Below are 26558 nucleotides of genomic sequence, written 5' to 3' on the forward strand. Positions count from 1 at the left end.
CCGTTTTTGGGCTGATTTTTGGAAGTTATTTGGCGAGTTGATAAGTGGCTTTAGCGACTCGCTTGAATTGTTTTTTGCTTTGAAGGTTGAGAAGAACAGTTGTTTCTTTAACTTTACGCTTTTCGAGAACGCGTTTTACGATTTCATCACGGAAGAGCGGCTCGCCTGCTTCTTGGAGAACAGCCTCAATTATATCGGCGACAGTTCCCTTTTTGAATCCCCAGATATCAAGTGCGTAAATCCCGCGGCCGATTAAGACAAAGCGCTTGTCTTTGATGAGTTCATTGTGGATGGCTTGAGTGGTGACTTCTTTCCTGGAGAAGTTGCTTGCCTGGATTTTTTCAGCAATTTCTGAGAAGTGCATAGGCTTCTTTTCCTCGCCCAAAACTACAAAAATCTTGTCACGGATATTTTTTGGGTTGACTTCTGGCCACTTTTCAAGACCCCATTTTCCGCCCAAAGTTGCAAGAAGTTTACTGATTGAAGCCATTGCGTTTATCTGGCTTGGGTGCTCATAGGCGAGTTTGCTATCCAGGTCATCCAAAGTGATTGGACTTTTTTGTTTTTTAATGATATTGACAATTTCATCTATAGATGCTTTAATTTTGCGCTCATCACCGTAATCTGCATTGGCGATTGCTGCGTGATATTTGTCGTTTTCTGGAACAAAGATTAGTTTGGCGCTGACTTCGCTCAAGAAAATCAAAACTGCGCTATCTGCTTTTTCATTTTCGAAGAATATATCTGTTAGTTGCTTAACTTTGATGATTCGGCCGTTTTCTGCCAAAATTCGAATAATCGCTTTTTCGATTTCTGCTAGACCTTCAATAACTCCCTTTTCTGCTGCGATTTTGAGCCTGATTAGTGCCGCTTTCTCCAACTGTCGAACGCGCTCACGAGTGATATTTAGTCGCTCGCCGATCTGTTCGAGAGTTTCTTTTTTGCCATTCAAACCAAATCGGCTCGAAATAATTTCTTGCTCGCGCGGATTGTCCACTACTTCCAGCGCGACTTTCAAAACATTTTTGATGAGTTGCGATTTTTTCTCCATTTTCTTCCTCAAATTTGTTAAATTATTATTCTAAATTTGTATTATTTTATAATAATACAACCCCTTTGTCAATATCTTTTTGTCTCTCTTTCTTAATTATTATACCACAAAATTGTCGAAAACAACAAAAAATGTGATTAAAATTTATTTTTTTCGAAATTGTGGTTTGATGATTGTGCTTCTGGTTAAAATGTTGGGAGGAATTTAAGCAAAAATCAACAAAAACCGCCCTCGAAATGAGAGCGATTTACAATTATTTTTTTGAAGCGGTTGACTTTTTCTTGGTTGAGGTTTTCTTTGCTGTGGATTTTTTTGCCGTTGTCTTCTTGGTTGTTGTGCGAGATTTTTTGTCTGGCGCGGCTGTCAAAAGCGCGCGCGCTTGCTCGTGAGTGATCTCGCTTGGCGTTTGGTCTTTTGGTATTTTTACATTTTTAGTGCCATCGGTAATATATGGGCCAAAACGACCATTGATAATCTTGATTCCGTCGCCAAAATCAGCGATATTTTTGTTGGCTTCTGCCTTTAATTTTTCTTCGTAAAGCATTCTCGCCTCTTCTTCTGTAATTTCGAAAGGAGAAAGTGGCTTGATGCTTACAAAAAGTTTGCCAACTTGAATGTAGGGGCCGAAGCGACCGATATTTGCTTTGATTTCTTCTCCGGTAGAAGTTGTGCCGACTGTACGAGGCAACTGGAACATTTTGAGTGCTTCTTGGAGCGAGACGGTTTCAATTTTTAGCCCCGCGGGCATTGGCGCGAATTTGACTTCCTCGCCCTCGATCTTATTATCGCCCAACTGAATCATTGGACCGAAGCGACCAAATCGCGCAAAGACTTTTTTGCCGGTCTTGGGGTCTACACCAAGTTCTCGCGCTTGAGAAACTTGACTTCGGTCAATTCCGCCACTCTCAAGGATCAACTTATGGAACGGCTTATAGAACTCATCCAAGACAGTATTACGCTCTTCTTCACCGGTGGCAATTTTGTCGAAGTCGTTTTCGAGATTCGCCGTCCAGCCGTAGTCAACAACCTGATTGAAGTGCTCATTCAAAAAATCGCTCATTACGCCGCCGATGTGCGTTGGGACTAACTTACCTTTGGTTGAACCTGACTTTTCTTGGAGAATTTCTTTTGAAATTTCGTCGTTATCTGGTGTGATTTTTAGTTGAATCGCATCGCGGGGCTGACCTTCACTCTCGCCCTTTTCAGCATATCCGCGCACTTGAATTGTGTCGATAATTGTAGCGTAAGTTGACGGCCGTCCAATGCCAAGATCCTCGAGTTTTTTGACAAGCGAACCTTCTGTATAGCGTGCTGGTGGCCGTTGAAAAACTTCTTTTGCGATAATTTCTTGAAATGTCAATGCTTCTCCGCTATTTAAAGTTGGCAAGAATTCATCTTTCTTGCTCGAAGCATAAACTTTCAAAAATCCATCAAAGATCGCAACTTCACCCTTGGCTTCAAAAAGATAATTTTGTCCAGAAATATCCACGCTGACTACTGTTTTTTCGAGTTGTGCTGGCGCCATCTGGCTTGCGAGAGTGCGTGCGCGAATCAGGCCATAAAGTTTCTTGGCGTATTGGTCGCCCGTTGCGACTTCTTTGGCTATATTTGTTGGGCGGATGGCTTCGTGAGCCTCTTGCGCTCCGGCGGATTTTGTTTTATAAGTTCTAAAATGGTGATAATTTTCACCAAAAGTTTCTTTAATAAATGCCGCGCTCGCCGCCAAAGCCTGCGCGCTTAAATTGACGCTGTCGGTTCGCATGTATGTGATTTGACCGCTTTGGTAGAGTTTTTGCGCCGCGCTCATTGTGGTTTTGGCGGAGAAGCCAAGTCGAGCGTTGGCCTCCTGCTGAAGTGTTGAAGTCGTGAAAGGCGCGCTCGGATTGCGACTGGCTGGGCTTTTTGAGACGCTAGAAACGGTAAAATGAGCATCTTTAATCTGCGCAAGAAAATCTTGCGCTTTCTCCTCCGTGTCGAATTTTTGGTTGAGTTCTGCCTTTATAGTTTCGCCAGAGTTTGAAGCGAATTCGCCAGTGATTTTGAAAGAAGATTTGCCGTTGAAAGCGTCAATTTCTCTCTCTCGCTCAACCAGAAGTTTGACCGCAGGGCTTTGGACGCGTCCAGCAGACTTTCCGCCGGGGACCTTTTTCCAGACAACAGGAGAAAGTTCAAACCCAACGAGGCGATCGAGAATTTGGCGGGCCTGTTGCGCCTGAACCATCTTCATATCGATGGTGCGAGGGTTTTGGATGGCTTCAAGGATGGCGCTTTTGGTAATTTCATGAAAGACAATACGCTTGGTTTTGGCGATCGGCAACTTCAAAACCTCCGTGAGATGCCAAGCGATTGCTTCCCCCTCGCGGTCTTCGTCGGTTGCGAGCCAGACTTCTTCTGCCGATTTTACAGCTTTTCGAAGTTCCGCCACAGTTTTTTTCTTGGCTGAGTCAACTTCGTAAGTAGTTTTGTAGCCATTTTCAGTTTCAATAGCGTCCGCACCGGCCTTGTTTTTCTTGGCAATAGCACGAATATGCCCCACGCTCGACATCACAGTGAAGTCTTTTCCGAGGTATTTTTCGATAGTTTTAGCCTTTGCGGGGCTCTCAACGATGACTAGATTTTTCATAAATATTTATATATTAAAACAAATTCCCTCTTAAATTTCAATAGAAATTGTGCTAATGTTTTCATTTTATCACGAAAAAATAAAAAACGCCAGCTGTTGCTGACGCGGTTAGTTAAAGATGGAAGAATAATATTCTTGTTCTTCCTATTAGACCCATTTCGCAAAGAATATTCATCTTTAAGTTTACAAACTTAAAGAAAGAAGATTTATCTATTATATTGTCTTTATATTCTTCGTATAATGGCCCTGCTACTTCTTCTAGGGAGAACCTTTTTTTCTTGATAGAGAAGGTTGTTTCAGCTATCTTGATAAGCAGGGTGTGAATATCCCCCTTTGATAGGTTTATGAAGTTTTTATACATTTTCTTCCTCTTCCTAAAGTTACTAAGGCTTTTGCCTTGTATCTTGCTTTGAATTATATATCAAATCTCGGAAAATATCAACATCGTTGAAAAACTAGTTTATTTTTGATATAATTATAACCATTATGAAAATCGCAATCGCATCTGATTTATATTGGCCGATGATTAACGGAATATCGGTTTTTACTAAAAATTTGGCTGAAAAAATGTCCGCGCGCGGTCATGAAGTTGTCGTTTTTGCGCCAAGCCAAAACGGGGATTTTTATGTAGAAGAAGCCGACGGTTTTCGTGTAGTGAGGCTGACTTCTTATAATTTTCCATTTTATCCAAGTCAAACTAAGCCACTTGACCCACCCAAAACTCTTGCTGGCGGAAAAATCAAAGTTCCTCGTCTTTATCTCAACGACGGCTATCGCTTTTGTCTCGCGCCTTACGGCGAGATTAAGAAGTTTTGTAAATCTTATGATTTTATGCCTGATGTTGTTCATATTCAACTTCAGTTGATGGTTGGACAAAATATGATTAACTTTGCTAGAAAGAATCACATTCCGATTGTTTCCACCAATCATTCAAGCCCAGAGAATTTATTCGACAATCTTAAACTTCTTGCGCCCTTTTCGCCAGTTATTAACCGCGCGACAATTCTTTACACCAAGCGCTTTAATATTCAGGCGGATTATGCCACGATGCCGACGCGGCTTGCGATTGAGCGATTTTTTGGTGAAAAACACAATCAAAAAATGCCGATCGAAGCGGTGTCCAACGGTATTGATTTGAGCCGTTTTACGCCAGAAAAACCTTCGAAATACTTCTTCGAAAAGTTCGGGCTTGACCCTAAGCGCCCGATTGTTATGAATATTGGCCGAGTTGACGCGGAAAAACATATTTCTACGCTGATTTTGGCGTTTAATGAAGTTCTTCAAAAGGTCAAAGATGCGCAATTGGTTATCGTTGGCGATGGTACGGATCGCGTAAATCTGGAAAATCTAGTCTATCAACTCGGAATTCACGACCATGTTCATTTTATGGGTACGCAACTTGGTGATGATTTGGTCGAATTTCATCGTGCGGCGGATGTTTTTGTGAGCGCTAGTCCGACTGAAACGCAAGGAATTGTCTATCTCGAAGCCGCGGCTTGTGGTAAACCTGTGATCGGTGTTGATGTTGGTGCGGTTAAGGAGATTTGTCAAGACGGCGTGAACGGTTTTCTTTGCGAGACCGATAATGTTGAGCAAATCGCCGACAGCATTCATAAAATTTTAAGCGATAAAGTTTTAAGAGAAGAATTTTCTAAGAATTCTCTACAGATTATTAAGAAGCACGATCTCAATTATACGATTGAGAAGTTTGAAGAGATTTATAATTTCGTTATTGAAAAGAAAAAGAAAGAACCTCGCGGATTTCGAGCCAAGATTTCTGCCAAATTCAACAAAAAATGATACTCAGTGTAGATATTAGCGAGAAAAGTTTTGGCGACAAAGTCTTGCTGACGGGCGTGAAATTTGCCGTCGATAAAGGCGAGAAAGTTGGTCTTATTGGTCGAAATGGTATCGGTAAATCGACGCTGTTTAGCATTATCAAAGGCACGGATAAAGACTTCTCTGGCGAGGTGATTCTTCGTCGTGGGGCTGTGACGGCCTCTACCCGGCAAGAATACACCGATATCGATGGCCAAACTGTGATGGATTTTGTGCTCAATGATCTGCCAGATTACGCGCGCCTTTCTCATTTGGTCAAAACTTTGCCAGAAAAGATGGGGGATAATCTCAACTTGATTGAAAAATATTCCGCCGCGCTCGATGCCTTTCATCAGAAAGGATTTCATTATATTGAAGACAAAATCCGCGCTGAACTCTCCGACTTTGGCTTGAGCGGACTAGAGAATGCTCCGCTTCAGTCTTTATCTGGTGGGCAAAAACGCCTTGTCGATACTATTAAAATTATTCATTCTCAAGCCGATATTGCGCTGGTTGATGAGCCGACCAACTTTATGGATTTTGCCGCTAAGAAAAAGTTTCTCGACTGGATGAAAACTACACAAGACGCAGTTCTGGTCATTACTCACGACCGAGATGTTTTGGCGAATGTCGATAAAATCATTGAAATTCGCGATGGGCAAAGTTTGATTTTTAAGGGAAATTATGATGATTATTTGAAGCAGAACGCATTTTCGACAACCAATAAAATCCAAGATTACGAAAACACAGTCAAAACTATCGCCAATTTGCGTGAAAAGGTGAGAGAATATCAGCGGATGAAGGAACGCGCGCGCGACCCTGGCACAATTCAGCGGTTTAAGAGGCTTGAATCTAGGGCTCGCGATAATTTGGCGCAACTCGAAGCCATCGATCGCCCGACTTTTTGGATTGATGAAGAAAATGTTGAGGGGCTTAATTTTAAGGCGGCTGAGTCTTACCACAAATTCAAGGCGCGCAATGTTAAAATCTCAATGAAGTCCGAGGAAGAAAAATCTCGGCGAAGTTTGATTCGGGCGGAAAATTTGGCGCTTGGCTACGGCTCGCTCGAAGACGCGCTTGAAGGCGTTAACAACGCCAAGATTTTGTTTGAAAGCATCAATTTTGATTTGCGTTTTGGCGAAAAGTTGGAACTTCGCGGTCGCAATGGTGCTGGTAAATCGTCGCTCATTTCGGCGATTCTCTTCGGTGAGCATTATAGGGGTTTGGAGTTTTATGACGGCGAGATTTTTCGTGACGAAAATATCAAAATCGGCGTTTATGAGCAGGAGATTTCTGCCGATTTTTTGGAAATGCCACTCAAATTGGCGGTGGAGCGAGTTTATCTGGATCAAAATTTGTCCATCACCGAGACTAAAATCCGCCAACTTCTGGCGCAGTATCTTTTCATGGAAGAAGATTTTGATACGCCTGTCGGCAGATTGTCCGGTGGTCAGAAGGCACGTTTTCAACTTATAAAGATGTTGAGTAATGATCCGCAGATTTTGATTTTGGACGAGCCAACTTCACACCTTGACCTGCCAAGCATAGAGGAGTTGGAGGCGGCACTGCTTAAATTCTCCGGCGCCATCATCTATGTCAGCCACGATGATTATTTTCGCAAGAAGATTGGCGGTGAGATTGTCCAAATCGGAGCGGAATAACGTCAAAAATAAAAAAAGGGAGCCAAATGCTCCCAAAACTCAAACTCTCACTGCGCAGTGATGGATAAGGTCGCTTCTGACCCCGATTGCTTGCGAGCCTATTATTCTCGCATCAGCCATCACCCAATCTGGGAGAGATTCAACTTCTCGTTGATCTCTCGTAGTGAAAGTTGTGTCTAAAGGTTCGAAGAATGGCATTTTTTTGCCCTCCTTTGATTTTATTTTTGCCGATTTTAGTAATAACAATTTTAACGCTGAAAACCGCTTTTGTCAAGACTTTATTTGAATTTTACTATATAAAAATAAGCCGCCTTTCAATGGCGGTTATTTTTTGGTTTTAGGCTTCTTCTTCGGCTAATTTTTCTAGGTCTTTTTGCTCTTTTCTAAAGATCCATCCAAAGATTGTGCGCGCTATTGGGCCAGCAAAAGCCAAGTTTACGACCATCGCAGCGGGGAAATTTCGTAAAATATTCAATCCCCAGATTGGTAAAATCGCATCAATAGGAGCACCGTGAGTGACAGCGATAATTGACCCATATAACGACATTAAAATCACCATCGGCACGACCATTGAAAGCGTCATAGCGAGAATCTTTCTCCAGTGAGGTGTTGAATCTTTCATTAAGAATTTATGAGCAAAGACTTTTGCTGGCTTATTGACCACGAGTTCATCTAGCGTAAATGCAACTATGAATGAAAGCGGTAGTCCGAGCCAGGCTTCTGTGATTACTTGTGGAGTCCATCCATGCTGCCAGAGCATCACATAGATGCTCATTCCTAGCACCATAAAAAAGCACATCAAAAATCCAAAGACTATTCCTTCTTGTCTATTTTTTGGCATAAAATTTCCTTAGAATTGAGAAATTCCCAACAATTCTCGAAGTTTATTTCGATCAAAGCCAAGAACCAATTGTCCGTCAATGTCGGTCACTGGCACGCCACGGAACTGTCCGCCCATTTTGGCTTGAAGTTCTGCAAATGCCTCTGGATCAGCCTCGACATCTTTGGCTTCGTAAGGGATTTTATTGAAGTCGAGCCATTCTTTTTCAGCGGAGCAGTATCCGCACCAAGGTGTTGTGTAGATTGTTATTTTCTTTTCCATAGGTATTATTATAACATATTGGGATTATATTTTCCACGCTAAAATTGCTTATTCTTGCTGGTCAAATACCAACCGCCGTCGATATCTTGGTAAATTTCCAACTCCACGCCACGAGTTAAAGACAAGTATTCGACGGCTTTTTGTGCTTCTCGCTGATTGGGGTAGCGCTTTTTATTACTGCGTGGCGCATTCATCTCGAAGCGCTGGAACTTTGGGCGGGATTTGTTATTCTTGCGCGGCATTTTGCTCGAATTCCACTAAAATTTGGCGCACTTCTGCTGTTGATTTACTTTCCATCAGCCTTGCGCGAAGGTCGCTTGCTCCGTCAAATTCTCTGATATAAATTTTGAAGAATCGTTTAAGCGGCTCGAATTTTCGAATCTCGAATCGGGTCGCATATTCGTCAAAAATATCAAGATGAAGTTTGAGCAGACCGAGAAGTTCGTCCTTGGAATGATTTTTTGCTTCTTTTTCGAAAACGAATGGATTGTGAAAAACGCCACGACCGATCATAATTCCGTCGATGCCGGGATGTTTTTCTGCGAGTTTAAGCCCTTGTTCGATGCTCAAAATATCACCGTTAATCTGGATGAGGGTGTTAGGTGCGATTTCATCGCGAAGCGCCAAGATTTCAGGAATAATCTCAAAATGAGCCTCGACTTTACTCATTTCTTTTTTAGTTCTGAGATGAATTGTCAGCACGGCAATATCTTGATTGAGCAGATGGGCCAGCCAATCGCGCCACTCGTCAGTTTTAGAGAAACCCAAGCGTGTCTTAACGGAAACAGGTAGCCCGCCCTTCTTGGTTGCTTGAATAATTTCTGCCGCGAGATCTGGATTTCTGATCAAATCACTTCCTCCCCCGCTCTTAATTACCGCCTTGTCGGGGCAGCCCATATTTATGTCGATGGCTTTATAGCCCATTTCAGCCAAGCCTTTTGCCATTTGAGAGAAGTTCTCTGGCTTGGATCCCCAAATTTGCGCCACGATTGGTTGTTCGTCCTTGGTAAAGTGAAGTCGCCCGCGCGTTGAATGCTCGCCCTTTTCACTGCAATAACTCGCCGAGTTAGTGAATTCCGTATAAAAAACATCTGGGCGCGCTGCCTCAGCCACTACGTGTCGAAATATCACATCTGTGACCGCTTCCATCGGTGCGAGCGAGAAAAACGGCTTGCATCGCCCGTCCGCAAAAGTTCCAGTTTTTGAGATAATTTCTTGCCAAAAGTCGTGTTTCATTGTTTAATTTTAACATAAAAAGCTATAAAACACAAATAAAAATCGCCAGCATTCAGCTGACGAAATTATGTTATTCGACGAGTTTTCTGAGTTCAGCGACAATCCTGTCTTTTTCTTGCCTGAACTTCTCTGGATTATTCTTGGGAGAAATTTCGAAACTGTCGTACGGAATGTTGGAGTAATGGCATAGATTGATAAGATAAATCAGCGTTGAATTATAATCATTTTCCATTGGATTGTTGAGTCCAACTTCATTGATCTCGACTGTGATCTTTCTGGATAGTCTATTATATCTAGTTACTCCTGTCCTGAAGATAATTTTTCGCATATTCGAAATGTCAAGATACTCGACTGTGTATCCCTATTTTATCATTTTATGCTCCAAGCTTCAACCTATGGACTTTTTTTGCGCTATATGTTATACTCTAAAAAGTGCCGCGATAGCTCAGTTGGTAGAGCGCATCCATGGTAAGGATGAGGTCACGGGTTCAAGCCCCGTTCGTGGCTCCACGGTATTATTTTTGCGAAGCGCCTTGGAGCGTTTTTATTTTATAAATTAAATCATTGGTGAAAATTGCTTCATTTCCTGAACGCATTTTTTGTAGTCGGGGCAATATTTTTCAACTTCCGCCCAAAAAGCAGGCGAGTGGTTCATCTGTCGGAGGTGGCATAGTTCATGGATAATCATATAGTCTATCAGGTGTAGGGGTAAATTCATTAGCGCAATGTTGAGAGAAATCGTCCCGCGTGAGGAGCAACTCCCCCAGCGTGTTGCGGTATGAGAAAATCTTAATTTTTCGAAAATAAACCCGCCGTTCTTGGCGAGCACCTCAACTCTTCTGGTTAGGTAAGTTTTTGCTTCTTTGCGGAGTATTTTACTGATGTTCTTTCTAATTTCGGCCTGAGTTTGAATACTGTCGAATTCTGGCGCAAAAACTATAATTTGATTTGCGGAAATATCAATTTTTACTTTTTGTTCGGCAGAAAAATCAACTCTTTGCCTAAAAACCAGCCAGTGGTTTTGCCCAATCTGCTGACCGTCACGATAAAGATTGCGCCCAGCGTGGTCGCTCATTAGTCTTCTAATCTCTTCTCGATTATGTCGAATAAGCCTCGAAATTGAAAATTCTGGCGAATAATACGGAATCGAAGCCCGCAAAATACCATCAACGCCTACGTATATCTTGAATTTGCGGGCCAATTTGGAGCGCCTGACTTTAATTTCGCCAAATTCTGGGTCAAAAATCGCCAAAACTTAACTCCAATCCCAAGAGAAGAGCCTTTCGAAAAAGGTTTTTGAGTTGCGGGGAATTTCAGCCGGCTCACTCAAATTGGCAGAACTCTGCTCTGCTGGCGCTGCGGCGGCTGGATCTGGTGAAATCTGCTCGGCAAACACCAAAAGTCGCTTTTGCGCAGTTCCAAGCGGCGTACAGGTGATAAGTGTGAGCCAAGGTTTACCGTCGTTTCTGATGACGGAACTCACCTCATTTGGCATAACAACTTTAAATTCTCTCACGGCGTAAGAATACTGCTTACCCTGATAGTTGGCGTAAATTATATCGCCTTCTTTTAACTTTTCCAGTTGGGCAAAAATAAATTTATAATCACCGCCATCAAAAAGGTCGTTAGAAGAGTGTCCGGAAATCACCGTGTTGCCAATTTGGCCCGGAACGCTATTGGCGCCAGGGATTGCAAAGTGCGCAAGTCCGTTGTTCATTGCGTCTAACTGAGATTTTGCGTCGTTGCCAATACCATACGCCACAGGTGCGTCAACATTGATTTTAGGGATAATAATCTTTGGGTCTGCGGAAACTTCAATCTTGGCGTTTGGCGTTTGGATAGTTTGGCGCTCGGAAGGGTTATTGGGCTTGATATATGCTTCAACGCTAGCAAAGATTAAGCGATTATATTGTAAGAACAAGAATGTAGCAACTACTACAAAAGCTGTAGTAATAGGCACAAAATGGCGGGATTTTCTAACTCTTTCCGTCTGTTTGCGGGCTCTGTCGGCAATGTCTTTTTTAAGTTGTGCGAGAGCCCTTTGCTTTTTTTGTTCTTCGGTCAATTCTTCAGCCACTTCTGGTTGGATGGCTGGTGTGGATTTTTTATGATATTCTAATGCTGCAGAATAGTACTTTTCATAATATTTTTGGTAATAATTCTGCCAAGCGGCGTGATATTTTTTCCAAGCCTCGCCGTGTGCTTGAAATTGTTGCGGTTGATGAGAATTTCTTGGTGTCTGTGAGTTTTGCTTGATATAGGTATTTTGCTGATTTTGTGTCTGATTATTTTGAACTTGTGCTGGAGCGGTTGGAGTATTATTTCTGAATTGCTCCGCCAAGTTGGATTTTGCGCTCGAAACAACCGTCTCCGTGCGAGAGACTGGTGTTGTTTGTGGTGTAGAGAACCGGCTCCTTCCACTATAAATTTGTTCCAACTTTTCGCGCTGAAGATTGAGAAGCGCCTGCCTTTGGCGCTCGCTAAGATTGCTAGACTGTTGCCTAGGTGGAGCAGTGAGAGGTTTTTGATTAGAATTTGAATTATTGTCCATAAAATACTTGATTTTTCCTTTACTCTATTATACAATAGAAATAGTTTTGAGTAAATAACAAAACATTACCACTTTGCCGCGATGGTGGAATTGGTAGACACGCTAGACTCAAAATCTGGTGAACAATAGTTCGTGCCGGTTCAAGTCCGGCTCGCGGTACCACAAAAAGTAGATGATGACAAATCAAGTTATCATCTCTTTTTTGTTAAAATAAAAAGTCGCACCCGTCCAGAGATGCGACCTAAAAGCAATAAAAATCACTGCTTTGGTTTGCAAAACAGTGATACTGATCCAGTTTGGTGACCTCACGGGGAATCGAACCCCGATTGCCAGGATGAGAACCTGATGTCCTAACCGTTAGACGATGAGGCCAATGCCTTTATTTTATCAAAAACCTAAGTATGAGTCAACTCTTGACTTTTTAGTAAAATCATGATATATTATAAAAGTCGAAAGATAAGATTTTATAAAAGCTCACTGGAATGAGTTTCTATAAAGTCGGCGAGAGATATAAAATAACAGGATTTATATCTCTAAATTGCCAAGAAATGGGGTGAAAATATGGCAATAATCAAAAGCCGTATGGCTTATGGTAGACTACTCGAAGTCGTGGAAACGTCTTACGGCGAGTATCAACTCGTTTACGATGGTGACATCAAACAGCAATCATCGGATATGGGTTATATCCTGTCTGAATTTGACAGTTACTAGTATCTTTCTTCTCTTCGAAACATGCCATCTATCAACTATTTCGAAGATACCTCTCTCAAGCAGATTTTCCAGAGTCTGCTTTTTCTTTTTTTAGCAAAAAATTAAACCCCCGGAGGAGATTTAATTAATGATTTTAGCGCTGGAGTTTTCTGTTAGCTTTTGCTGAAGTTTTTGGCGTGTTTGAGTGATTTGATCCAAGCGCTCTTTGATTTCTTGAGCCTTGTCGGTTTGCTCGGCTTTAAGATATAATTGTCCAAGTTGGCGAAGATTTTGCGGGCGGCCGTCAAGTTCTACTGCCTTCTCCATGGCGGCGATTGCTGCTTTGTCCTTCTCTAGCCCTTGAAGCGCGCGAGAATAAGCAATATAGCGAGTTGGTAAGTTGTCCTCCATCTTGATTGCCTGCTCGAACGCCAGAGCCGCCTTAGTAAAGTCTCCGGTCTCCAAATAAATCAATCCTACATTATGAAGGCTTGACGGTGAACTCTCAAGACTTTGCGCAATCTCAAAGCATTCAATCGCTTCTTCATAATTTTTTTGCCCTGCGTAGATAATTCCAAGTCTGTTATAGGCGGTTGCATTTTTCTCGTCAAAACGCAATATTGTAAGCAAAATCTTCTCCGCGCGCAGATATTTTTTATCGATAATCGCCTCTTGTGCCATCTTCCACATTCGATCAATTTTGAGCGAAATATTATCGGGCAACAAATTGCGTGCAGTATCATCCAAAGGTGTTTTTAATGTTATATAGATGACTAAAGCCGTCAAAAAAACCAAAACAATCATTCTTCAATTATATCACGCTTATTTATTTTGAGCAAATTATTTTTTCTTTTTTGAAGAAGCGTTTTTATTGTTTGGATTATTAAAGTAAAACTCGAACATTGCTTTCGAAAGAACGGAAATGATAGCGTTGAGTAGGAAAATCACAGCAGAACTTACGGAAAACAGTAAAATATTCCGCCCAAAATCATTGTTAAAGATAGAAACAAAACTTGACAACATAAAACAAAAAATGCTTAATATTAAATAAGTTCTTTGAAGAAAAATTCTGTCGTTATCTGTTGATAGATAGACCTTTAGTGATTTTAATAAAGTATTCATGTAGTTATTTTATCATAATATTATAGTTTAGTCAATATATAAAAAGTGGCTTGCTTTTATCGTTTGTTTGTGATAAAATAGTTAAGAATTGTAAATAATAAATTTAAGAGAGATTATGGCTAAAAAGAATACGAAACGAAAGATTATCGGTCTTGTCGGCAAAGAATCCGGCCTCCGAATTTACTACACTCGCAAAAACACTCAGAACACTCCTGAAAAATTATCTTTGCGAAAATACAACCCAAAGACTCGCAAGCACGAAATCTTTGAAGAAACTAAGAAAAACCTTGGTCGAAACGAAGTTAAACCTCGTAAAGGCTAAAACAAAACACCCCTTCTATCAAGTCGGGGTGTTTTTGTAAATCGCTGAGCGTTTTTATACTTACAATAGAGCATTTAGTCAGCGCGGCTAAGACAAGATTAGCCTCAAAAGTTCTGCCCTAACACTACCGTTTTTTGATATTCTATTGTAGGCTTGCAGAATTTTGCGCAACTGTCTTGCTGTACGCGCCGCTGTGCTTTCATTGATCGTGGCGCATGATATCTTAATTAGGCTTTCGAGCATATTCAGCGCTGCTTCGCGATCAGATTTTATCTTCGCCGCCATCACCAAACGGTCAAAATCATTACCGCTCAACCACTGCTTGGCGGTTTCTATATTTTTGAGAGTGGCGGTAAAATATTTTTTATCTGTAGCAAGCCGTTCAATTTCTTCAGGTAAGCCTTCTGCTAAAAACAAAATCTGCCGCCGCTTGGTGTCGTCAATCTTTAATTTATTTAGAATTTCTTCTGAATTTTCTCGACTCGTTGGAGGTATTTTGACAATTTGAGCGCGTGACTTGACCGTGGGGAGAAGATTGTCGCTAAGTGTTGTTAATAGTATGAAGTTAAGATTACCTCTTGGCTCTTCCAGCAATTTCAGGAATTTATTTTGCGCGGCTTCGTTCATTTTTTCTACCTCGTGAAGTATCACGAATTGTCTTTTTTGACTCTTGCCGCGTAGTTTTGTGCGTAAAGTTTCAATATCGTCGGTATTGATTATCTCGGTTTTTTGCTTGTCATGAATTGTCGGGTAGAAATCCAAAATGTTTGACTCTGCCGGAAACTCAATCTGTTTTTTAGCGAAATCAAAGCCGTAGCCACGCGGAATTTCGACGATTACGGCGTGGGCTTGGGCTACGATTTGGTTCAAAAAATGGTTTTTTGAAGTCATCTTTCTCCTTCGACTTAATTTTCTGATATTTTGGTGTCAAATTCTGGAGGCAGTTGCGCTTCAAAAACTACGCGCTGAGAATTTTCGCCCTCATTTTTTGGCGGAATCGAAACTTCGAGGCTCGCCGCATGGAGGAACATTCGATCCTCGAGCTCTTTTTTGGAAATGGTTTTATCATAAACGCGGTCGCCGAGAATCGGACTTCCCAGATATGCGAGGTGAACGCGGAGTTGGTGGGTGCGGCCGGTTTTTGGTATCAATTTGATAAGCGAGAATTTGTCGTTTTCGGCGAGAACTTCATACGCGGTTTGCGCCGGCTTACCCTTGATATTAACCAAAAAAGTGCTTGGCGCGGAGTTATTGCGCGCGATCGGTAGGTCGATGAGAGCCTTTTTTTGCTTCAATTTACCCTTTACGATGGCAAAATAAGTCTTTTTGGCGGTACGTTCAGAAAATTGCTTTTGAAGTTTTTTGGCCGCAGCATCGGTTTTGGCGCCAGCAATCACGCCCGAAGTTTCGCGGTCGAGGCGATGGACGATTCCGGCGCGGTTAGTCTCACGGGCGAATTGCGCGCCCTTCTCAGCGAAAAAGTCTGCCACAGTAAATTCGTCGTTCAAAACACCTTTGGAGTGTGTCAAAATTCCGCGCGGTTTGTTGATCGCGATGATATTTTCATCTTCGAAAATAATTTCGAAAGTCTCAGATTTTTTAGAATTTTCCGGAATTTCAAGTTCAACTTGATCGAATTTTCCGACCAAAATTCGAGGTTTTTCGGCAATTTTGCCATTGATTTTGGCGTAGCCGTTTTTGATATATTTTTGAATTGTGGCGCGCGAAAGTTCTGGATTTTTTTCAGCAAGAACCACGTCGAGGCGAATTTTGCTCGGAATATTTTTGAAAAGATAGATATCCTTGCCCTCAAATGGCAACGCAAAGCCGCCAAAATCGTCGATCGGGCTGGCGAGAAGTTCACCCTCGATTTCGCCAAAATTTTTGCGAAGAAGCTCGTGAATGTAAAATTCGTCGTCTTCCGCCGTACCGTCATTAATCAGAAAATATTTTTGCCCGTTAAATTTAAAGGTGAAAAGTTCTGAAAACTCGTCAACTATTTTTTTCTTGACATCTTCAATATGGCGAGGGACATTTTCTTCACCCGCTTCGCCGAACTTTCGCAAAATGCGCAAAATATCGCAAGAGTTGAACTTTGCCATCTAGTTTTCTCGCCTTTCCTTGTTGAAATAGTTAATCTTCATAGCATCTTTGACCTCGCGCAAAGTTTGAGCGGCGAACTTTTCAGCCCTAAGAGTACCCGCACGCAAAATTTCCATAACTGCCTCTGGATTTTTGGCGAGTTCTTCTCGGCGCTCGCGAATCGGGCGGAGAAATTCATCCAAAACTTCGATCAAATATCGCTTGACAGCCACATCGCCAAGTCCGCCACGCTGATAGTGCGCTTTCATTTCAGCAACCTTTTCTTTATCTTTGGCAAAAACATCGAGGTAAGCAAATACGACATTGCCCTCGATTTTGCCGGGATCTTGGACACGAATATGGTCAGGGTCTGTATACATTTTCATCACTTTGGCGCTCATTTCTTCGAAAGAGTCAGCCAGATAAATGCCGTTATTGAGGCTCTTGCTCATCTTGGAGTTGACTCCATCGATGCCAGGAAGACGACGAGAAGCGCCTTCCGCAGACAAGAACATCTCTGGCTCGACAAGTGTTTCGGTGTTATATGTTTGATTGAAAGAACGGGCAATCTCGCGAGTAAGTTCAATCATTGGGGCTTGATCTTCGCCAACTGGAACGGTTGTAGCCTTGAACGCCGTGATATCTGCTGCTTGAGAAATCGGATAATAGACAAAGCCTGCCGGCACGCCTTCGCCGAAGTTTTTTTGCTTGATTTCAGTCTTTACTGTTGGGTTGCGCTCAAGTCGTGCGATAGATACGAGATTGGAGTAGTAGAGCGCCAATTCTGGTAGTTGAGGTATTTGGCTCTGGATGAAAATTGTTGTTTTTTGCGGGTCCAATCCAACCGCAAGGTAGTCAAGCGCCACCTCGAGAATATTATTGCGGACTTTTTCTGGATTGTCGGCGTTATCAGTAAGTGCCTGTGCGTCGGCAATCATCACAAATATTTCATCGAATTCGCCAGAATTTTGTAATTCTACACGGTTTTTTAGACTCCCTACAAAATGCCCGATATGGAGTCGTCCAGTCGGTCTATCGCCTGTCAAAATAATCTTTTTACTCATCTTTCTCCTTCAAAATCTTATTAATTCCGCTTGAAACTTCTTTCATCATCACGATAGTCGGGTCGTGACTCGCCAAAACTCGCTTGGTTGAGATCATTTTGTTCTGCCGACCAAGTCTTCTGATATTAGCCCCAATCACAACAGGGTCAAGAATGCCATAAACTATTTTGGTCGGAGTTGAAATTTCGAGAAGTTTATTGAAAGTGTCTTGCTTTATAATTGCATCTCGAAGCGATTTTCTGATCGGGCGAAAGTCCTCTTGACTATCAAACCTGTTCACCGCCACGATGCCTCGGTCGATCACGCTATTAATAAAGTTTATACTCTGATCTGGCTCGGTGTAAATTCTATTATAGCCACTCTTCAAGATTCTTTCTTGAATGCCGCTCTTAATCTCTTCAGGTAGGTAAATTGGTGGTGAGAGCAAGAAGATTCCATCCGCAAAATCAGGCCAATTATTAGCCAATTCTGCAGTCACTAACGCGCCCATCGAGTGACCAACAATAAAAAGTGGTTTTCCTGCTTTTTTGATTTTTGAAAGTGTTTTTTTGAGCGACTTGGCTTGATTTTCTAAATTCTGAACTCCGCCCCAAATTGGTTTGGGTGAATTTCCGTGACCAAGCAAATCCACCGCATAAAGGTCAAAATTTCCGTCGATTCGCTCTTCTGCTTCGCTCCACATTTCAGTAGAACTTGCGATTCCATGAACAAAAACCACCGTCGCCAGACTATCTTCTTGAAGTCGCAAAACTTCCAGATTCAGGCGATAAGCCAAGCCAAGATTTTTATGAAGAAATTTATCAAACATATCTTAAATTATACCACTTTTTCTAATTAAACGCAAAAGAAAACAACCACCTTTCGATGATTGCTTTCCGTGGATTAACGCTTCGAGAATTGCTCTTTCTTTCGAGCAGATCGAAGTCCATATTTCTTGCGTTCTTTTTCGCGAGGGTCGCGTTTCAAGAGTTCTGCCTTCTTCAAAACTGGTCGAAGGTCGGCGTGCGCAACTGTTAGGGCTTTCGAGATAGCCAATTTAATTGCGTCAACTTGTCCAGCAAGACCACCGCCATTCACTTTGATTGTGATATCGTAGTCGTTTTGTTTGGCTACGAGCGCAAGTGGGTCGGTAATTTCAGCCAATTGAGATTTGTTATTGCTGAAATATTCCGCAGCAGGCTTATCATTGATTGTAATGTTACCTTTACCCGCAAAAAGTCGAGCGCGTGCCGTTGCGGATTTGCGTCGTCCAAGACCGTAGAAATATTTTGCTTCAGCCATAATTATTTAACCTCAACTTTCTGTGGTTTTTGCGCAGCATGATTGTGCTCGTTACCTGCATAAACCTTCAACCGTTTCATTCGGTCATCTCGAAGTTTGTTTGTTGGAAGCATTCCATAAACAGCCTTTTCGATGATCATTTCAGGGGTTTTGGCTCGAAGTTCTTTAAGAGAAGCCTCGCTCAAACCACCTGGGAAACCGCTGTGGCGGTAGTACATTTTATCTTCTTCTTTATTGCCTGTTACTTTAACTTTTTCAGCATTGATAACTACAACGAAATCTCCACCATCAGTGTGCGGTGTGTAAGTCGCTTTATTTTTGCCCATCAAAGCCTTGGCAATAAATGCGCTTAGGCGACCAAGAGTTGGCGCTTCAGCGGCGTCGATCAAAAGCCAGTTTCGGCTGACTTCTGTCGGTTTTTGTGAATAAGTTTTTGCATTAACAGCCATTACTTATCCTCCTTGTTGTGTTTAATTTCGTCAACAAATTCAATTGTCGCCATCTCAGCAGCGTCACCGCGGCGAATTCGAGTTCTCTCAATTCGAAGGTGTCCGCTATTTCGAGAAGTCAACTGTGGCGCGATCACATCAACCAACTTGTTGGCTGCGTCGATGTTGCCAAGTTTAGCAATAATCTGTCGGCGGTTGTGAAGATCACCTTTTTTAGCCTTGGTGATCAATTTTTCTGTGTAGCGCAATGTCTCTTTGGCTTTTGGCAAAGTTGTTTCGATTTTGCCGTGAATCACTAACGAGGTAGCCAAGCCTTTGAGGAGTGCGCGGCGTTGATCGCGTTCACGACCAAATTTTCGCCCTTTATATCCATGTCGGTGCATATTATAAATTTAACTCCGCTATTTTATCTTTAACTTCATCAAGTGCCTTGCTTCCAAAGCCTTTGAGTTCACGCAAATCTTGTTCGGTAAGGTTAATCAAATCGTGAACATTGCGAATGTTGTTATTAACAAGCGCATTTGTTGTTCGAGCCGTCAAGTTTAAGTCTTCAATTGGAGTGAAAAGTTCGCTTGCTTCGTCAGATTTTTCATCACCAAGAGCAGGCGCAGCCTCCATAGTTGTTGAGCCGGCGAGTGCAGAATATTGGTTTACTAAAATCGCAGCAGCCTGCTCGAAAGCGTCGCGTGGAGTAATTGAGCCGTCAGTTTCGACTGTGATGTCGAGACGGTCAAGGTTGGAATTTTGCCCAACGCGAGTGTTGTCAACTTTGTATCGAACTCGAAGAACTGGGCTAAAAATCGCATCCAAAGCAATCATATCGCTGTGAATTCGATCTTCGCTTGATTCCTCGATAGTTTTATAGCCGTGGCCAGATTCAACAACAAAATCCATAACGATTTTGGTTTTCGCATCATCAATAGTTGCGATGATTTGATCTGGATTTACAACTTCCATATCAGCATTGGCAGTAATATCACCAGCAGTGATTACGCCAGCGCCAGATTTTTCCAATCGAAGTTCAACCGGGCTGTCAGTATGAGCCTTAAATTTGATATTCTTAAGATTGAGCATAATATCAACAACATCTTCTTTGACGCCATCAATAGAAGTGAACTCGTGGCTCACACCTTCAATCTTAAAAGCAGTAATTGCAGCGCCGTTAATGCTTGAGAGCAAAACGCGTCGCAAACTGTTTCCGAGCGTATTGCCGTATCCAGGCTCAAGAGGCTTCACAACAAAAGTTGCAGAAGTTTCGTTGATATCCTGAATCTCAGCAAGCGCTGGATTATGAATTAATTTTGACATATAAACTTTTAGCTCCTTACCCTTTTTTATCGTGAGTAGTACTCGACGATTAACTGTTCGTTGATGCCAGTTTCTGCTTCTTCTCGTTTTGGAAGACCAGTGATTTTAACTGTCATTTTTTTGCTGTCAGCCTTGAGCCAACTCTTTGGTTGAGCGTCAGCATCAGCAACAACATTTTCAAGATTTGCGAAATAGCCAGATTTTTGGCTTTTTGGTCGAACAACGATTTCGTCGTCAACTTTTACGCGAATTGATGGAATATCAACTCGGCGACCATTCAACATAAAGTGACCGTGGCTTACCAACTGTCGAGCCTGTCGGCGTGAAGTTGCGAAACCTGCTCGGTAAACTGCGTTGTCAAGTCGAAGTTCAAGAAGTTGAAGCAAGTTTTCACCAGCCAAACCTTCTCGACGAGATGCTTCTTTCATTAGACGCGCGAATTGTTTTTCCAAAAGACCATACAATCGGCGAACTTTTTGCTTTTCACGCAATTGGATTGCGTAAAGGCTTGGTTTTCCTTGTCGAGCGCCAGAGTGCTGACCAGGAATTCCGCTTTTTCGCGCCATAATTTTGGCTGCCTTTGGATGAAGGGCATAGCCTTCTCGGCGTGATTGTTTAACAATCGGAGACCTATCTCGAGCCATAAATTAAGCCCTCCTTGCTTTCTTTGGACGAACGCCACCATGTGGAACGCCAGTCACATCTTTAATACTATCTACATTGATGTTCAAGTTTGAAAGTGAACGGATCGCTGAGTCACGACCGAGTCCAACACCTTTCACGAAAACATCTACTGAGCCAAGACCGTAAAGAGTCTTTGCTGATTCTGCTGCTTTTTCGGTAGCAACTTGGGCTGCATAAGCAGTACCTTTTTTGCTTCCTCGAAAGCCACAAGCACCTGCACTTGAAGCCGCCAACGCGTTACCTTTTTTATCAGTGAAAGTGATAATGGTATTGTTGAAGGTTGCCTGAATGTGCATTTGACCTGACGGAACAGATCGGCGCTGTTTTTTACGACTAACTTTTTCTGCCATTTTCCTATTCCTTCCTTAATCTTAGGTCTTACTTGCTGCTTTAGGTTGAGCGCCACCAACGGCGATTGCGCGACCCTTACGAGTTCGTGCGTTCGTTCGTGTTCGCTGACCGTTCACAGGCAAGCCTGCTTTGTGTCGCATACCTTTGTAATTGTTAATGTCTTTTAGACGTTTGATATTGTTTGCTACGAGGCGTTGCAGATCACCTTCTACAGTGTAATCATTGTCGATGATTTCACGTAGTTTCTGTTCTTCAGCCTCGGTGAGATCTTTCACCCGAGTGGTCGGCTCAATGTCAGCCGCCGCAAGGATGGTCTTAGCAGTTGTTCGCCCAATGCCATAAATATATGTCAAAGCGATCCAAACTTGCTTTTCCGCTGGGATTGTTACACCTGCGATTCGAGCCATATTTAACCCTGCCTTTGCTTATTCTTAGGTTTTTTCTTGTTGATGACGTATAGTCGACCTTTACGGCGAACAATTTTGTCATCAGGACTGATTTTTTTAACACTTGCACGAACTTTCATAAGTGTTTCAAAACTCCTTATCCTTTAGTTAATATTATCTGCAAGCCTCCAAAACAATATAAAGCCATTTATAAAATGGCGAAATATAATTTCGAATTTATCGCTTGCGAGCAGTCGGATTGGTAGCCGATTGCTTTTCGTCTCGGAGTCGGAAGCTGATTCTGCCCTTCGTGAGATCATAAGGGGTCAACTCTACTTCCACTCTGTCGCCCGGAACCAAACGGATGTAGTGCTTGCGCATTTTTCCGCTGATGTGAGCGATGATTGTATGCCCATTTTGAAGTTCAACCTTAAATTGCGTGTTAGGTAAAGCCTCCACGATTTTTCCTTCCAATTTAATTACTTCTTTTTGAGCCATAAATCTTTCCCATTTTATCTTATTTTAAAGTAAAAGTCAAGAGTAATTTTTACAATATTTTGGTTTTTAGAAAAATAAAAAACGCCCAGAATGTCTCTGAGCGAAAATTTAGATTAAAGGATTTTCTGCAATGTTCTACTGCGATTCTTAAGAATGTCGACTTAATCCCCACGAATCATTCTATCAATATCTATATCCTCTTCAGTTTTTCGAAGAACATCAGATGTAAAGTTGGCATAATCAGCCTTCTTATGAAGGATATTAGTTTGTGACACAGACAGAACCGAACCCTGAACAGAAAATACTCTGTGTGTATCTGTAAGATTAGCCGCAAAAGCCGAGTTTTTGGCAACTTGAACTGAATAAAACCGCTTTTGGCTATCCCAAGATTGCGAGATTTTGTCGAGTAAGCCACTAGATGGATTGATCGCGAAGGCGATTTCTGCCAATTTTAGCATTTCAAAATCGCCAGCAGTATCGCCAACTGCAACAATCTTAAAATCATCCCAACATTTAGAGCGATAATGCCCACTTAAAAGATCGTAGTTTTCGCGCAAAAAATCACGGATAATCTTATCTTTGTTGTGATAAGTTTCTGGACCGACCGGCTTATATCTTAGATCTTGAGGATCCTGAATAAATATTTGCCCGACGCCTCCGTCAAAATTAAATTTTTCAACAAAGGCATCAACTAAAAATTGCGGAGAACCAGAAATCGCAATCAGTTTATATCCTTCACTCCTAAGAACTTCGATAAGCTCAACCGAGAAGTCGTAATAAAGCGCACGATCAACCGCTTTTTGAGCCACATCGCGAAGCTCATCGAGAGAGTAGCGATTAAGCGAGCTCATCAGGTACCCTACAAGCTGATGGCTATATTCGCCAAAATCCGCATCGTCATTGGTTTCTCGATATTTTTTCTTGGCGGCTTCGAGATGGTTACCGAGCATATCTTGCTTTAAGCGAAGATCGTAATCATCTTTAATCTCACTAAAATGTCTTTTTAGCCCGTCAAGAACCTTTAGCGCCTGCTCAGGTAGTGGTCGCTTCGATACTGTTCCATCAATATCAAAGAAAGCAATTTTTGTTTTATCCAGATTCCCCATTAGAAAATCCTCCCTATTTGTAAAATTTCGAGCAAGGCTCTGTCACTATTTTATCAGATTAAGAATTAAAATAAAAACTCTTTCGCTTAATTTTCGAAAGAGTTTTATGTTTATCAACTAAACTTGAACCGCTCGTAGCATAACTCTACTGTTGTAAGTCTGCTCACGTTCATTCCATTGACCAACGCAAGTAATAACGTTGAGTCCTTGCTTTCCCTGCTCGTGAGAGTTAAGCATCGTGGACATTCCGTATGGATTTTTGGGATCGTTTATGTCTGAGACTAACATTTCTCGGCTATCTTTGACTTCATATGTAAAAATTTGCCCGTCGCCTCGCTCGATGATAATTCTTCCACCATTTTTTAGTTTACCTAACTTCTTGAAAATGCCATCAAAGTTAGGTCCGCCGTTGTGCCCATCCAACAACAAAGCACCCGTGCCGTTGTTTTCTGGCTTAGCACTGCCAACATACCATCCAGCATCATAAATTGAAACTGGCGCATCTAATTGATTAGTTGATTTGACGACATTCAGTGGGACAATTCTTGCTTTATTTATGCCAAGTTCTGGCACTGAGATATATCTTGGGTGGGTCGCAGGGACCGTCCATTCAACCTTCTTCTCTTCGGTGATTGGAGTTTCGTCAACACGAGTATTATCACCTTCAGCAACTAAAGAATTGGTTGGATTATTTACTGTGGGCGTCTTATTACCTTGATCTATGAAATATTTCACAGAATAAACAATCAGACCAACCCACGCAATCGCTAAAATTATCCAAGATATAATTTTAACTTTTGATTTTTTTCTTCGAACAATCATCTCTTATTTATAGTCATCGTAAGTAACCATCATTGCGCGAGAGCCAAGACTTCGAAGTGTCTCAAGCGCAACAGTGACTACAATCAACAACCCTGTTCCACCAATTGATAAGTTACTATTTTGGACTTGCGCCCAGTGATAAAGCAGATAATCCGCTACAAACGGCATAATCGAGATCAAGCCAAGCGCCAAAGCGCCAAATAGGTTGAGTCGATTAACTATTCCATTCAAAAAATGCGCAGTCTTAACACCTGGTCGCACACCCTCAATAAATCCACCTTGTTTCTGGAGATTTTCAGCAATTTCATTAGAATTAAATACAATAGAAGTGTAGAAATATGTAAATGCCACAATCAAAATAAAGTAAACGACTGGATATATAAACGCTTCCCAAGTTTGACCAGTGAAAGATCCTGGGTTTGGTGCTTGGAACCAAGTTATAAGTTTGTCGGCCAATTGCGTATTAGTATTGGAAGACTTCATAACTTGCCCAATAAAGGCAGGAAGACTAAGGAACGACACGGCAAAGATAACCGGAACGACACCCGCCACAATCATTTTAATTGGCAAAATACTCTTAATACCACCATAGGTTGAGTTGCCGTGAACACGCTTGGCGTAATTAATAGTTACCACGCGTTGCGCTTCGTTAATTTTAACAAGAATATATAGCAAAATTATACCGACAGCAAGCATAACTACCATAATCCAGAACGCCACAGGATTTACAGGCAGGCTAAACCAGTTAAAGATGCTCATTTTTCCATAAGTAGAAGTATCTCCAAGTGAAGCAACAAAAGTTCCAAGAGTTGCAGGAAGTTGCGCCACAATACCAGCAAAAATAATCAAAGAGATACCATTACCGACACCTTTTTCAGTGATAAGTTCACCAAGCCACATCAAAAGAATCGATCCAGCGCTCATCGAGGCGACCGCCACAATCCAGTCGAGTTGCGACATACCCTCAAATACAGTTGTATTGTTTTGAAGGACGGTACTTTGAAGAATGAAAATATATGCGATAGACTGAACAATCGCTAACGGCACGGCAATAATTCGAGTCCATTGATTAATTTTCTGACGGCCAGACTCACCGTTATTACTCATTTCCTCCAACGCAGGAATAGCCTTAGTCATAAGTTGCGAGATGATTGATGCTGTAATAAATGGTGAAAGACCAACAAGCATAATAGAAAATTGCGTTAACGCCCCGCCGGACAGTAAGTTTAAGATTCCACCAAGATCAGTAGAGTTGATTGCTTTAGAAACAACATCTTTAAGTTGGGTAGGTTCTGCCAAAGGCACAGGTATATGTGACAAAAATCGGTAAATAACAATTATACCAATCACGCCGAATACGCGCTTTTGCATATCCTTGTTTTTAAGTGATTTAAATATAGTCTTCCATTTCATAACAACTATTTTACCACATTCTTCTCTTGAAAAAAAGACAAAAACGCTATTTCATCAAGAAAAATATAAGCACAATCACACCCAAAGCGATTCGATACCATCCAAAAGCCTGAAAGTCGTGCTTTTTGATAAATTTCATCAAGAATTTTATAACAAAAATCGAAACCCAAAAAGTCAAAGTTGTAGCAAAAATCAGATAAGAAATTTCATTCAGCGTAAAATTAAATCCGAATTTAACAATCTTCAAAAAACTCGCGCCGAAAATCACAGGAATACCCATAAAGAACGAAAATTCCGCAGCAGTTTCTCGAGAAAGACCAAGAATTCTTGACCCTAAAATAGTCGAACCAGACCGAGAAGTTCCAGGAATCAGAGCAAGCAATTGGAACCCACCAACTTTGAGCGCATCGAGATAAGAAATCTCACCCAAATCTTTAGTCTTAGGTTGGATTTTTTTGACCTTATAGATTCTTTCGATAACAATGAACAACACACCATAAACAATCAGTGCCCCAGCCACAACCCATGCGTTCATCAATTTTGCATCAATAAAATCATCAAGCAAAAAGCCAAGTATCGCCGCCGGGATGCTTGCCACGAGAACTTTTTGCCATAAAGTCCAAGTTTTATGTTTCTCATATCGAGTTTTAAGGCTAGAAAATGGATTTAATTTTTCAAAATAAAGATACACAACTGCTAAGATTGCTCCAAGTTGGATCACGACCAAAAACAGGCTCTTAAAATCATCCGTAAAACGGAATTTCACGAGTTCATCAAATAAAATCATATGTCCAGTGCTAGAAACAGGCAACCATTCAGTCACGCCCTCGATCACGCTCACCGTCACAATTTTTAGCAATTCAAAAATATCCATAAGCCTATTATACATTATTTTCGGTAAAAATAAAACAGCCCCTTTTGAGGACTGCTTTATTCTA

Annotated in this window: 32 protein-coding genes and 3 tRNA genes; 5 read left to right on the forward strand and 30 right to left on the reverse strand. The window is 41.7% G+C overall.

All coding sequences use genetic code 11. From position 1 onward, the window contains the following. Window positions 1-25 precede the first annotated feature (25 nt). The 3 genes from Q4A21_01485 to Q4A21_01495 form a co-directional block, all read right to left on the reverse strand. Window positions 26-1051, reverse strand: a complete 1026-nt coding sequence (locus Q4A21_01485) for a sigma factor-like helix-turn-helix DNA-binding protein (GenBank protein ID MDO4902212.1) — start codon at window positions 1049-1051, stop codon at window positions 26-28. A 253-nt stretch (window positions 1052-1304) separates the two neighbouring features. Further along, entirely contained in the window at window positions 1305-3674 is a 2370-nt protein-coding gene (gene topA, locus Q4A21_01490; GenBank protein MDO4902213.1) for a type I DNA topoisomerase, read from the reverse strand. 112 nt (window positions 3675-3786) lie between these two features. Further along, complete coding sequence (locus Q4A21_01495; protein ID MDO4902214.1) at window positions 3787-4035, reverse strand: hypothetical protein; 249 nt, start codon at window positions 4033-4035, stop codon at window positions 3787-3789. 125 nt (window positions 4036-4160) lie between these two features. Here Q4A21_01495 and Q4A21_01500 point away from each other — a divergent pair, with 125 nt between their 5' ends. Continuing rightward, window positions 4161-5474: a glycosyltransferase gene (locus Q4A21_01500; GenBank protein ID MDO4902215.1), complete on the forward strand. Its 1314-nt coding sequence runs from the start codon at window positions 4161-4163 to the stop codon at window positions 5472-5474. Then, complete coding sequence (locus tag Q4A21_01505; GenBank protein ID MDO4902216.1) at window positions 5471-7153, forward strand: ABC-F family ATP-binding cassette domain-containing protein; 1683 nt, start codon at window positions 5471-5473, stop codon at window positions 7151-7153. The genes Q4A21_01500 and Q4A21_01505 overlap by 4 nt, the downstream gene beginning before the upstream one ends. Window positions 7154-7192: 39 nt before the next feature. Here Q4A21_01505 and Q4A21_01510 read toward each other — a convergent pair whose 3' ends face one another. The 6 genes from Q4A21_01510 to Q4A21_01535 all read right to left on the reverse strand — a co-directional run bounded on the left by Q4A21_01510 (window position 7193) and on the right by Q4A21_01535 (window position 9819). Then, window positions 7193-7351, reverse strand: a complete 159-nt coding sequence (locus tag Q4A21_01510; protein ID MDO4902217.1) for a hypothetical protein — start codon at window positions 7349-7351, stop codon at window positions 7193-7195. A gap of 139 nt (window positions 7352-7490) precedes the next feature. Beyond that, the gene (locus tag Q4A21_01515; GenBank protein ID MDO4902218.1) at window positions 7491-7994 is read right to left on the reverse strand and encodes a DUF2798 domain-containing protein; all 504 of its coding nucleotides are present in this window, start codon (window positions 7992-7994) and stop codon (window positions 7491-7493) included. A 9-nt stretch (window positions 7995-8003) separates the two neighbouring features. After that, window positions 8004-8255, reverse strand: a complete 252-nt coding sequence (locus Q4A21_01520) for a glutaredoxin family protein (protein ID MDO4902219.1) — start codon at window positions 8253-8255, stop codon at window positions 8004-8006. 38 nt (window positions 8256-8293) lie between these two features. Beyond that, window positions 8294-8497, reverse strand: coding sequence for a hypothetical protein (locus tag Q4A21_01525; GenBank protein MDO4902220.1), 204 nt, complete (start codon window positions 8495-8497; stop codon window positions 8294-8296). After that, the gene (locus Q4A21_01530; protein ID MDO4902221.1) at window positions 8481-9404 is read right to left on the reverse strand and encodes a tRNA-dihydrouridine synthase; all 924 of its coding nucleotides are present in this window, start codon (window positions 9402-9404) and stop codon (window positions 8481-8483) included. The genes Q4A21_01525 and Q4A21_01530 overlap by 17 nt, the downstream gene beginning before the upstream one ends. 157 nt (window positions 9405-9561) lie before the next feature. Then, the gene (locus Q4A21_01535) at window positions 9562-9819 is read right to left on the reverse strand and encodes a hypothetical protein (protein ID MDO4902222.1); all 258 of its coding nucleotides are present in this window, start codon (window positions 9817-9819) and stop codon (window positions 9562-9564) included. 106 nt (window positions 9820-9925) lie between these two features. Here Q4A21_01535 and Q4A21_01540 point away from each other — a divergent pair. Next, window positions 9926-10001, forward strand: a tRNA-Thr gene (locus tag Q4A21_01540). A 46-nt stretch (window positions 10002-10047) separates the two neighbouring features. Here the strand turns inward: Q4A21_01540 and Q4A21_01545 are convergent. Together Q4A21_01545 and Q4A21_01550 are read right to left on the reverse strand one after the other, a co-directional pair. Beyond that, complete coding sequence (locus Q4A21_01545) at window positions 10048-10743, reverse strand: SprT family zinc-dependent metalloprotease (protein MDO4902223.1); 696 nt, start codon at window positions 10741-10743, stop codon at window positions 10048-10050. 3 nt (window positions 10744-10746) lie between these two features. Further along, entirely contained in the window at window positions 10747-12042 is a 1296-nt protein-coding gene (locus Q4A21_01550; GenBank protein MDO4902224.1) for a sortase, read from the reverse strand. Between the two features lie 75 nt (window positions 12043-12117). Here Q4A21_01550 and Q4A21_01555 point away from each other — a divergent pair. Beyond that, window positions 12118-12204 (forward strand) — tRNA-Leu (locus Q4A21_01555). Window positions 12205-12339: 135 nt separating this feature from the next. Here the strand turns inward: Q4A21_01555 and Q4A21_01560 are convergent. Both Q4A21_01560 and Q4A21_01565 read right to left on the reverse strand, forming a co-directional pair. Beyond that, window positions 12340-12414: transfer RNA gene (locus tag Q4A21_01560), tRNA-Glu, on the reverse strand. Between the two features lie 459 nt (window positions 12415-12873). After that, on the reverse strand, window positions 12874-13536 hold the full coding sequence (locus tag Q4A21_01565) for a tetratricopeptide repeat protein (GenBank protein ID MDO4902225.1): 663 nt from the start codon (window positions 13534-13536) through the stop codon (window positions 12874-12876). Window positions 13537-13969: 433 nt separating this feature from the next. Between Q4A21_01565 and rpmG the strand changes: the two genes are divergently transcribed. Next, entirely contained in the window at window positions 13970-14176 is a 207-nt protein-coding gene (gene rpmG / locus Q4A21_01570) for a 50S ribosomal protein L33 (GenBank protein MDO4902226.1), read from the forward strand. Window positions 14177-14263: 87 nt separating this feature from the next. Here rpmG and Q4A21_01575 read toward each other — a convergent pair whose 3' ends face one another. From Q4A21_01575 to Q4A21_01655, 17 genes are all read right to left on the reverse strand, one after another. Beyond that, window positions 14264-15067 carry a hypothetical protein gene (locus tag Q4A21_01575; protein MDO4902227.1) on the reverse strand — a complete coding sequence of 268 codons (804 nt, stop codon included), beginning with the start codon at window positions 15065-15067 and terminating at the stop codon, window positions 14264-14266. Between the two features lie 14 nt (window positions 15068-15081). Then, the gene (locus Q4A21_01580) at window positions 15082-16278 is read right to left on the reverse strand and encodes an RluA family pseudouridine synthase (protein MDO4902228.1); all 1197 of its coding nucleotides are present in this window, start codon (window positions 16276-16278) and stop codon (window positions 15082-15084) included. After that, window positions 16279-17322 carry a tryptophan--tRNA ligase gene (trpS, locus tag Q4A21_01585; protein MDO4902229.1) on the reverse strand — a complete coding sequence of 348 codons (1044 nt, stop codon included), beginning with the start codon at window positions 17320-17322 and terminating at the stop codon, window positions 16279-16281. Then, the gene (locus Q4A21_01590) at window positions 17315-18130 is read right to left on the reverse strand and encodes an alpha/beta hydrolase (GenBank protein MDO4902230.1); all 816 of its coding nucleotides are present in this window, start codon (window positions 18128-18130) and stop codon (window positions 17315-17317) included. Before Q4A21_01590 ends, trpS begins: the two co-directional genes overlap by 8 nt. A 74-nt stretch (window positions 18131-18204) precedes the next feature. After that, complete coding sequence (rpsI, locus tag Q4A21_01595; GenBank protein MDO4902231.1) at window positions 18205-18603, reverse strand: 30S ribosomal protein S9; 399 nt, start codon at window positions 18601-18603, stop codon at window positions 18205-18207. A 2-nt stretch (window positions 18604-18605) separates the two neighbouring features. Further along, window positions 18606-19052: a 50S ribosomal protein L13 gene (rplM, locus tag Q4A21_01600; GenBank protein ID MDO4902232.1), complete on the reverse strand. Its 447-nt coding sequence runs from the start codon at window positions 19050-19052 to the stop codon at window positions 18606-18608. Further along, entirely contained in the window at window positions 19052-19435 is a 384-nt protein-coding gene (rplQ, locus tag Q4A21_01605) for a 50S ribosomal protein L17 (protein ID MDO4902233.1), read from the reverse strand. The genes rplM and rplQ overlap by 1 nt, the downstream gene beginning before the upstream one ends. Window position 19436: 1 nt before the next feature. Continuing rightward, entirely contained in the window at window positions 19437-20360 is a 924-nt protein-coding gene (locus Q4A21_01610; GenBank protein MDO4902234.1) for a DNA-directed RNA polymerase subunit alpha, read from the reverse strand. A 26-nt stretch (window positions 20361-20386) separates the two neighbouring features. Next, a complete protein-coding gene (gene rpsD, locus Q4A21_01615; GenBank protein ID MDO4902235.1) occupies window positions 20387-21004 on the reverse strand; it encodes a 30S ribosomal protein S4 in 618 nt (205 codons plus the stop codon). A 3-nt stretch (window positions 21005-21007) separates the two neighbouring features. After that, window positions 21008-21394, reverse strand: coding sequence for a 30S ribosomal protein S11 (gene rpsK, locus Q4A21_01620; GenBank protein MDO4902236.1), 387 nt, complete (start codon window positions 21392-21394; stop codon window positions 21008-21010). A 21-nt stretch (window positions 21395-21415) separates the two neighbouring features. Beyond that, window positions 21416-21802 (reverse strand): 30S ribosomal protein S13, encoded by a 387-nt coding sequence (gene rpsM / locus Q4A21_01625; protein ID MDO4902237.1) that lies wholly within the window; start codon window positions 21800-21802, stop codon window positions 21416-21418. Between the two features lie 2 nt (window positions 21803-21804). Next, window positions 21805-21921: a 50S ribosomal protein L36 gene (gene rpmJ, locus Q4A21_01630; protein MDO4902238.1), complete on the reverse strand. Its 117-nt coding sequence runs from the start codon at window positions 21919-21921 to the stop codon at window positions 21805-21807. A gap of 97 nt (window positions 21922-22018) precedes the next feature. After that, a complete protein-coding gene (gene infA, locus Q4A21_01635) occupies window positions 22019-22279 on the reverse strand; it encodes a translation initiation factor IF-1 (protein ID MDO4902239.1) in 261 nt (86 codons plus the stop codon). A 161-nt stretch (window positions 22280-22440) separates the two neighbouring features. Continuing rightward, the gene (locus Q4A21_01640; GenBank protein ID MDO4902240.1) at window positions 22441-23385 is read right to left on the reverse strand and encodes an HAD-IB family phosphatase; all 945 of its coding nucleotides are present in this window, start codon (window positions 23383-23385) and stop codon (window positions 22441-22443) included. Between the two features lie 117 nt (window positions 23386-23502). Beyond that, a complete protein-coding gene (locus tag Q4A21_01645; protein ID MDO4902241.1) occupies window positions 23503-24207 on the reverse strand; it encodes a class F sortase in 705 nt (234 codons plus the stop codon). A gap of 3 nt (window positions 24208-24210) precedes the next feature. Further along, complete coding sequence (secY, locus tag Q4A21_01650) at window positions 24211-25620, reverse strand: preprotein translocase subunit SecY (GenBank protein MDO4902242.1); 1410 nt, start codon at window positions 25618-25620, stop codon at window positions 24211-24213. Between the two features lie 46 nt (window positions 25621-25666). Next, entirely contained in the window at window positions 25667-26494 is an 828-nt protein-coding gene (locus Q4A21_01655) for an undecaprenyl-diphosphate phosphatase (protein ID MDO4902243.1), read from the reverse strand. Window positions 26495-26558: the final 64 nt, after the last annotated feature.

The sequence above is a fragment of the bacterium genome, from assembly GCA_030530825.1.
Classification (GTDB): domain Bacteria; phylum Patescibacteriota; class Saccharimonadia; order Saccharimonadales; family Saccharimonadaceae; genus Nanogingivalis.

Coding starts and splice junctions, on each gene's coding strand:
- Q4A21_01485 (MDO4902212.1), bottom strand. CDS start 1,051: ATGGAGAAAAAATCGCAACTCATCAAAAATGTTTTGAAAGTCGCGCTG.
- topA (MDO4902213.1), bottom strand. CDS start 3,674: ATGAAAAATCTAGTCATCGTTGAGAGCCCCGCAAAGGCTAAAACTATC.
- Q4A21_01495 (MDO4902214.1), bottom strand. CDS start 4,035: ATGTATAAAAACTTCATAAACCTATCAAAGGGGGATATTCACACCCTG.
- Q4A21_01500 (MDO4902215.1), top strand. CDS start 4,161: ATGAAAATCGCAATCGCATCTGATTTATATTGGCCGATGATTAACGGA.
- Q4A21_01505 (MDO4902216.1), top strand. CDS start 5,471: ATGATACTCAGTGTAGATATTAGCGAGAAAAGTTTTGGCGACAAAGTC.
- Q4A21_01510 (MDO4902217.1), bottom strand. CDS start 7,351: ATGCCATTCTTCGAACCTTTAGACACAACTTTCACTACGAGAGATCAA.
- Q4A21_01515 (MDO4902218.1), bottom strand. CDS start 7,994: ATGCCAAAAAATAGACAAGAAGGAATAGTCTTTGGATTTTTGATGTGC.
- Q4A21_01520 (MDO4902219.1), bottom strand. CDS start 8,255: ATGGAAAAGAAAATAACAATCTACACAACACCTTGGTGCGGATACTGC.
- Q4A21_01525 (MDO4902220.1), bottom strand. CDS start 8,497: ATGCCGCGCAAGAATAACAAATCCCGCCCAAAGTTCCAGCGCTTCGAG.
- Q4A21_01530 (MDO4902221.1), bottom strand. CDS start 9,404: ATGGAAGCGGTCACAGATGTGATATTTCGACACGTAGTGGCTGAGGCA.
- Q4A21_01535 (MDO4902222.1), bottom strand. CDS start 9,819: ATGCGAAAAATTATCTTCAGGACAGGAGTAACTAGATATAATAGACTA.
- Q4A21_01550 (MDO4902224.1), bottom strand. CDS start 12,042: ATGGACAATAATTCAAATTCTAATCAAAAACCTCTCACTGCTCCACCT.
- Q4A21_01565 (MDO4902225.1), bottom strand. CDS start 13,536: ATGATTGTTTTGGTTTTTTTGACGGCTTTAGTCATCTATATAACATTA.
- rpmG (MDO4902226.1), top strand. CDS start 13,970: ATGGCTAAAAAGAATACGAAACGAAAGATTATCGGTCTTGTCGGCAAA.
- Q4A21_01575 (MDO4902227.1), bottom strand. CDS start 15,067: ATGACTTCAAAAAACCATTTTTTGAACCAAATCGTAGCCCAAGCCCAC.
- Q4A21_01580 (MDO4902228.1), bottom strand. CDS start 16,278: ATGGCAAAGTTCAACTCTTGCGATATTTTGCGCATTTTGCGAAAGTTC.
- trpS (MDO4902229.1), bottom strand. CDS start 17,322: ATGAGTAAAAAGATTATTTTGACAGGCGATAGACCGACTGGACGACTC.
- Q4A21_01590 (MDO4902230.1), bottom strand. CDS start 18,130: ATGTTTGATAAATTTCTTCATAAAAATCTTGGCTTGGCTTATCGCCTG.
- rpsI (MDO4902231.1), bottom strand. CDS start 18,603: ATGGCTGAAGCAAAATATTTCTACGGTCTTGGACGACGCAAATCCGCA.
- rplM (MDO4902232.1), bottom strand. CDS start 19,052: ATGGCTGTTAATGCAAAAACTTATTCACAAAAACCGACAGAAGTCAGC.
- rplQ (MDO4902233.1), bottom strand. CDS start 19,435: ATGCACCGACATGGATATAAAGGGCGAAAATTTGGTCGTGAACGCGAT.
- Q4A21_01610 (MDO4902234.1), bottom strand. CDS start 20,360: ATGTCAAAATTAATTCATAATCCAGCGCTTGCTGAGATTCAGGATATC.
- rpsD (MDO4902235.1), bottom strand. CDS start 21,004: ATGGCTCGAGATAGGTCTCCGATTGTTAAACAATCACGCCGAGAAGGC.
- rpsK (MDO4902236.1), bottom strand. CDS start 21,394: ATGGCAGAAAAAGTTAGTCGTAAAAAACAGCGCCGATCTGTTCCGTCA.
- rpsM (MDO4902237.1), bottom strand. CDS start 21,802: ATGGCTCGAATCGCAGGTGTAACAATCCCAGCGGAAAAGCAAGTTTGG.
- rpmJ (MDO4902238.1), bottom strand. CDS start 21,921: ATGAAAGTTCGTGCAAGTGTTAAAAAAATCAGTCCTGATGACAAAATT.
- infA (MDO4902239.1), bottom strand. CDS start 22,279: ATGGCTCAAAAAGAAGTAATTAAATTGGAAGGAAAAATCGTGGAGGCT.
- Q4A21_01640 (MDO4902240.1), bottom strand. CDS start 23,385: ATGGGGAATCTGGATAAAACAAAAATTGCTTTCTTTGATATTGATGGA.
- Q4A21_01645 (MDO4902241.1), bottom strand. CDS start 24,207: ATGATTGTTCGAAGAAAAAAATCAAAAGTTAAAATTATATCTTGGATA.
- secY (MDO4902242.1), bottom strand. CDS start 25,620: ATGAAATGGAAGACTATATTTAAATCACTTAAAAACAAGGATATGCAA.
- Q4A21_01655 (MDO4902243.1), bottom strand. CDS start 26,494: ATGGATATTTTTGAATTGCTAAAAATTGTGACGGTGAGCGTGATCGAG.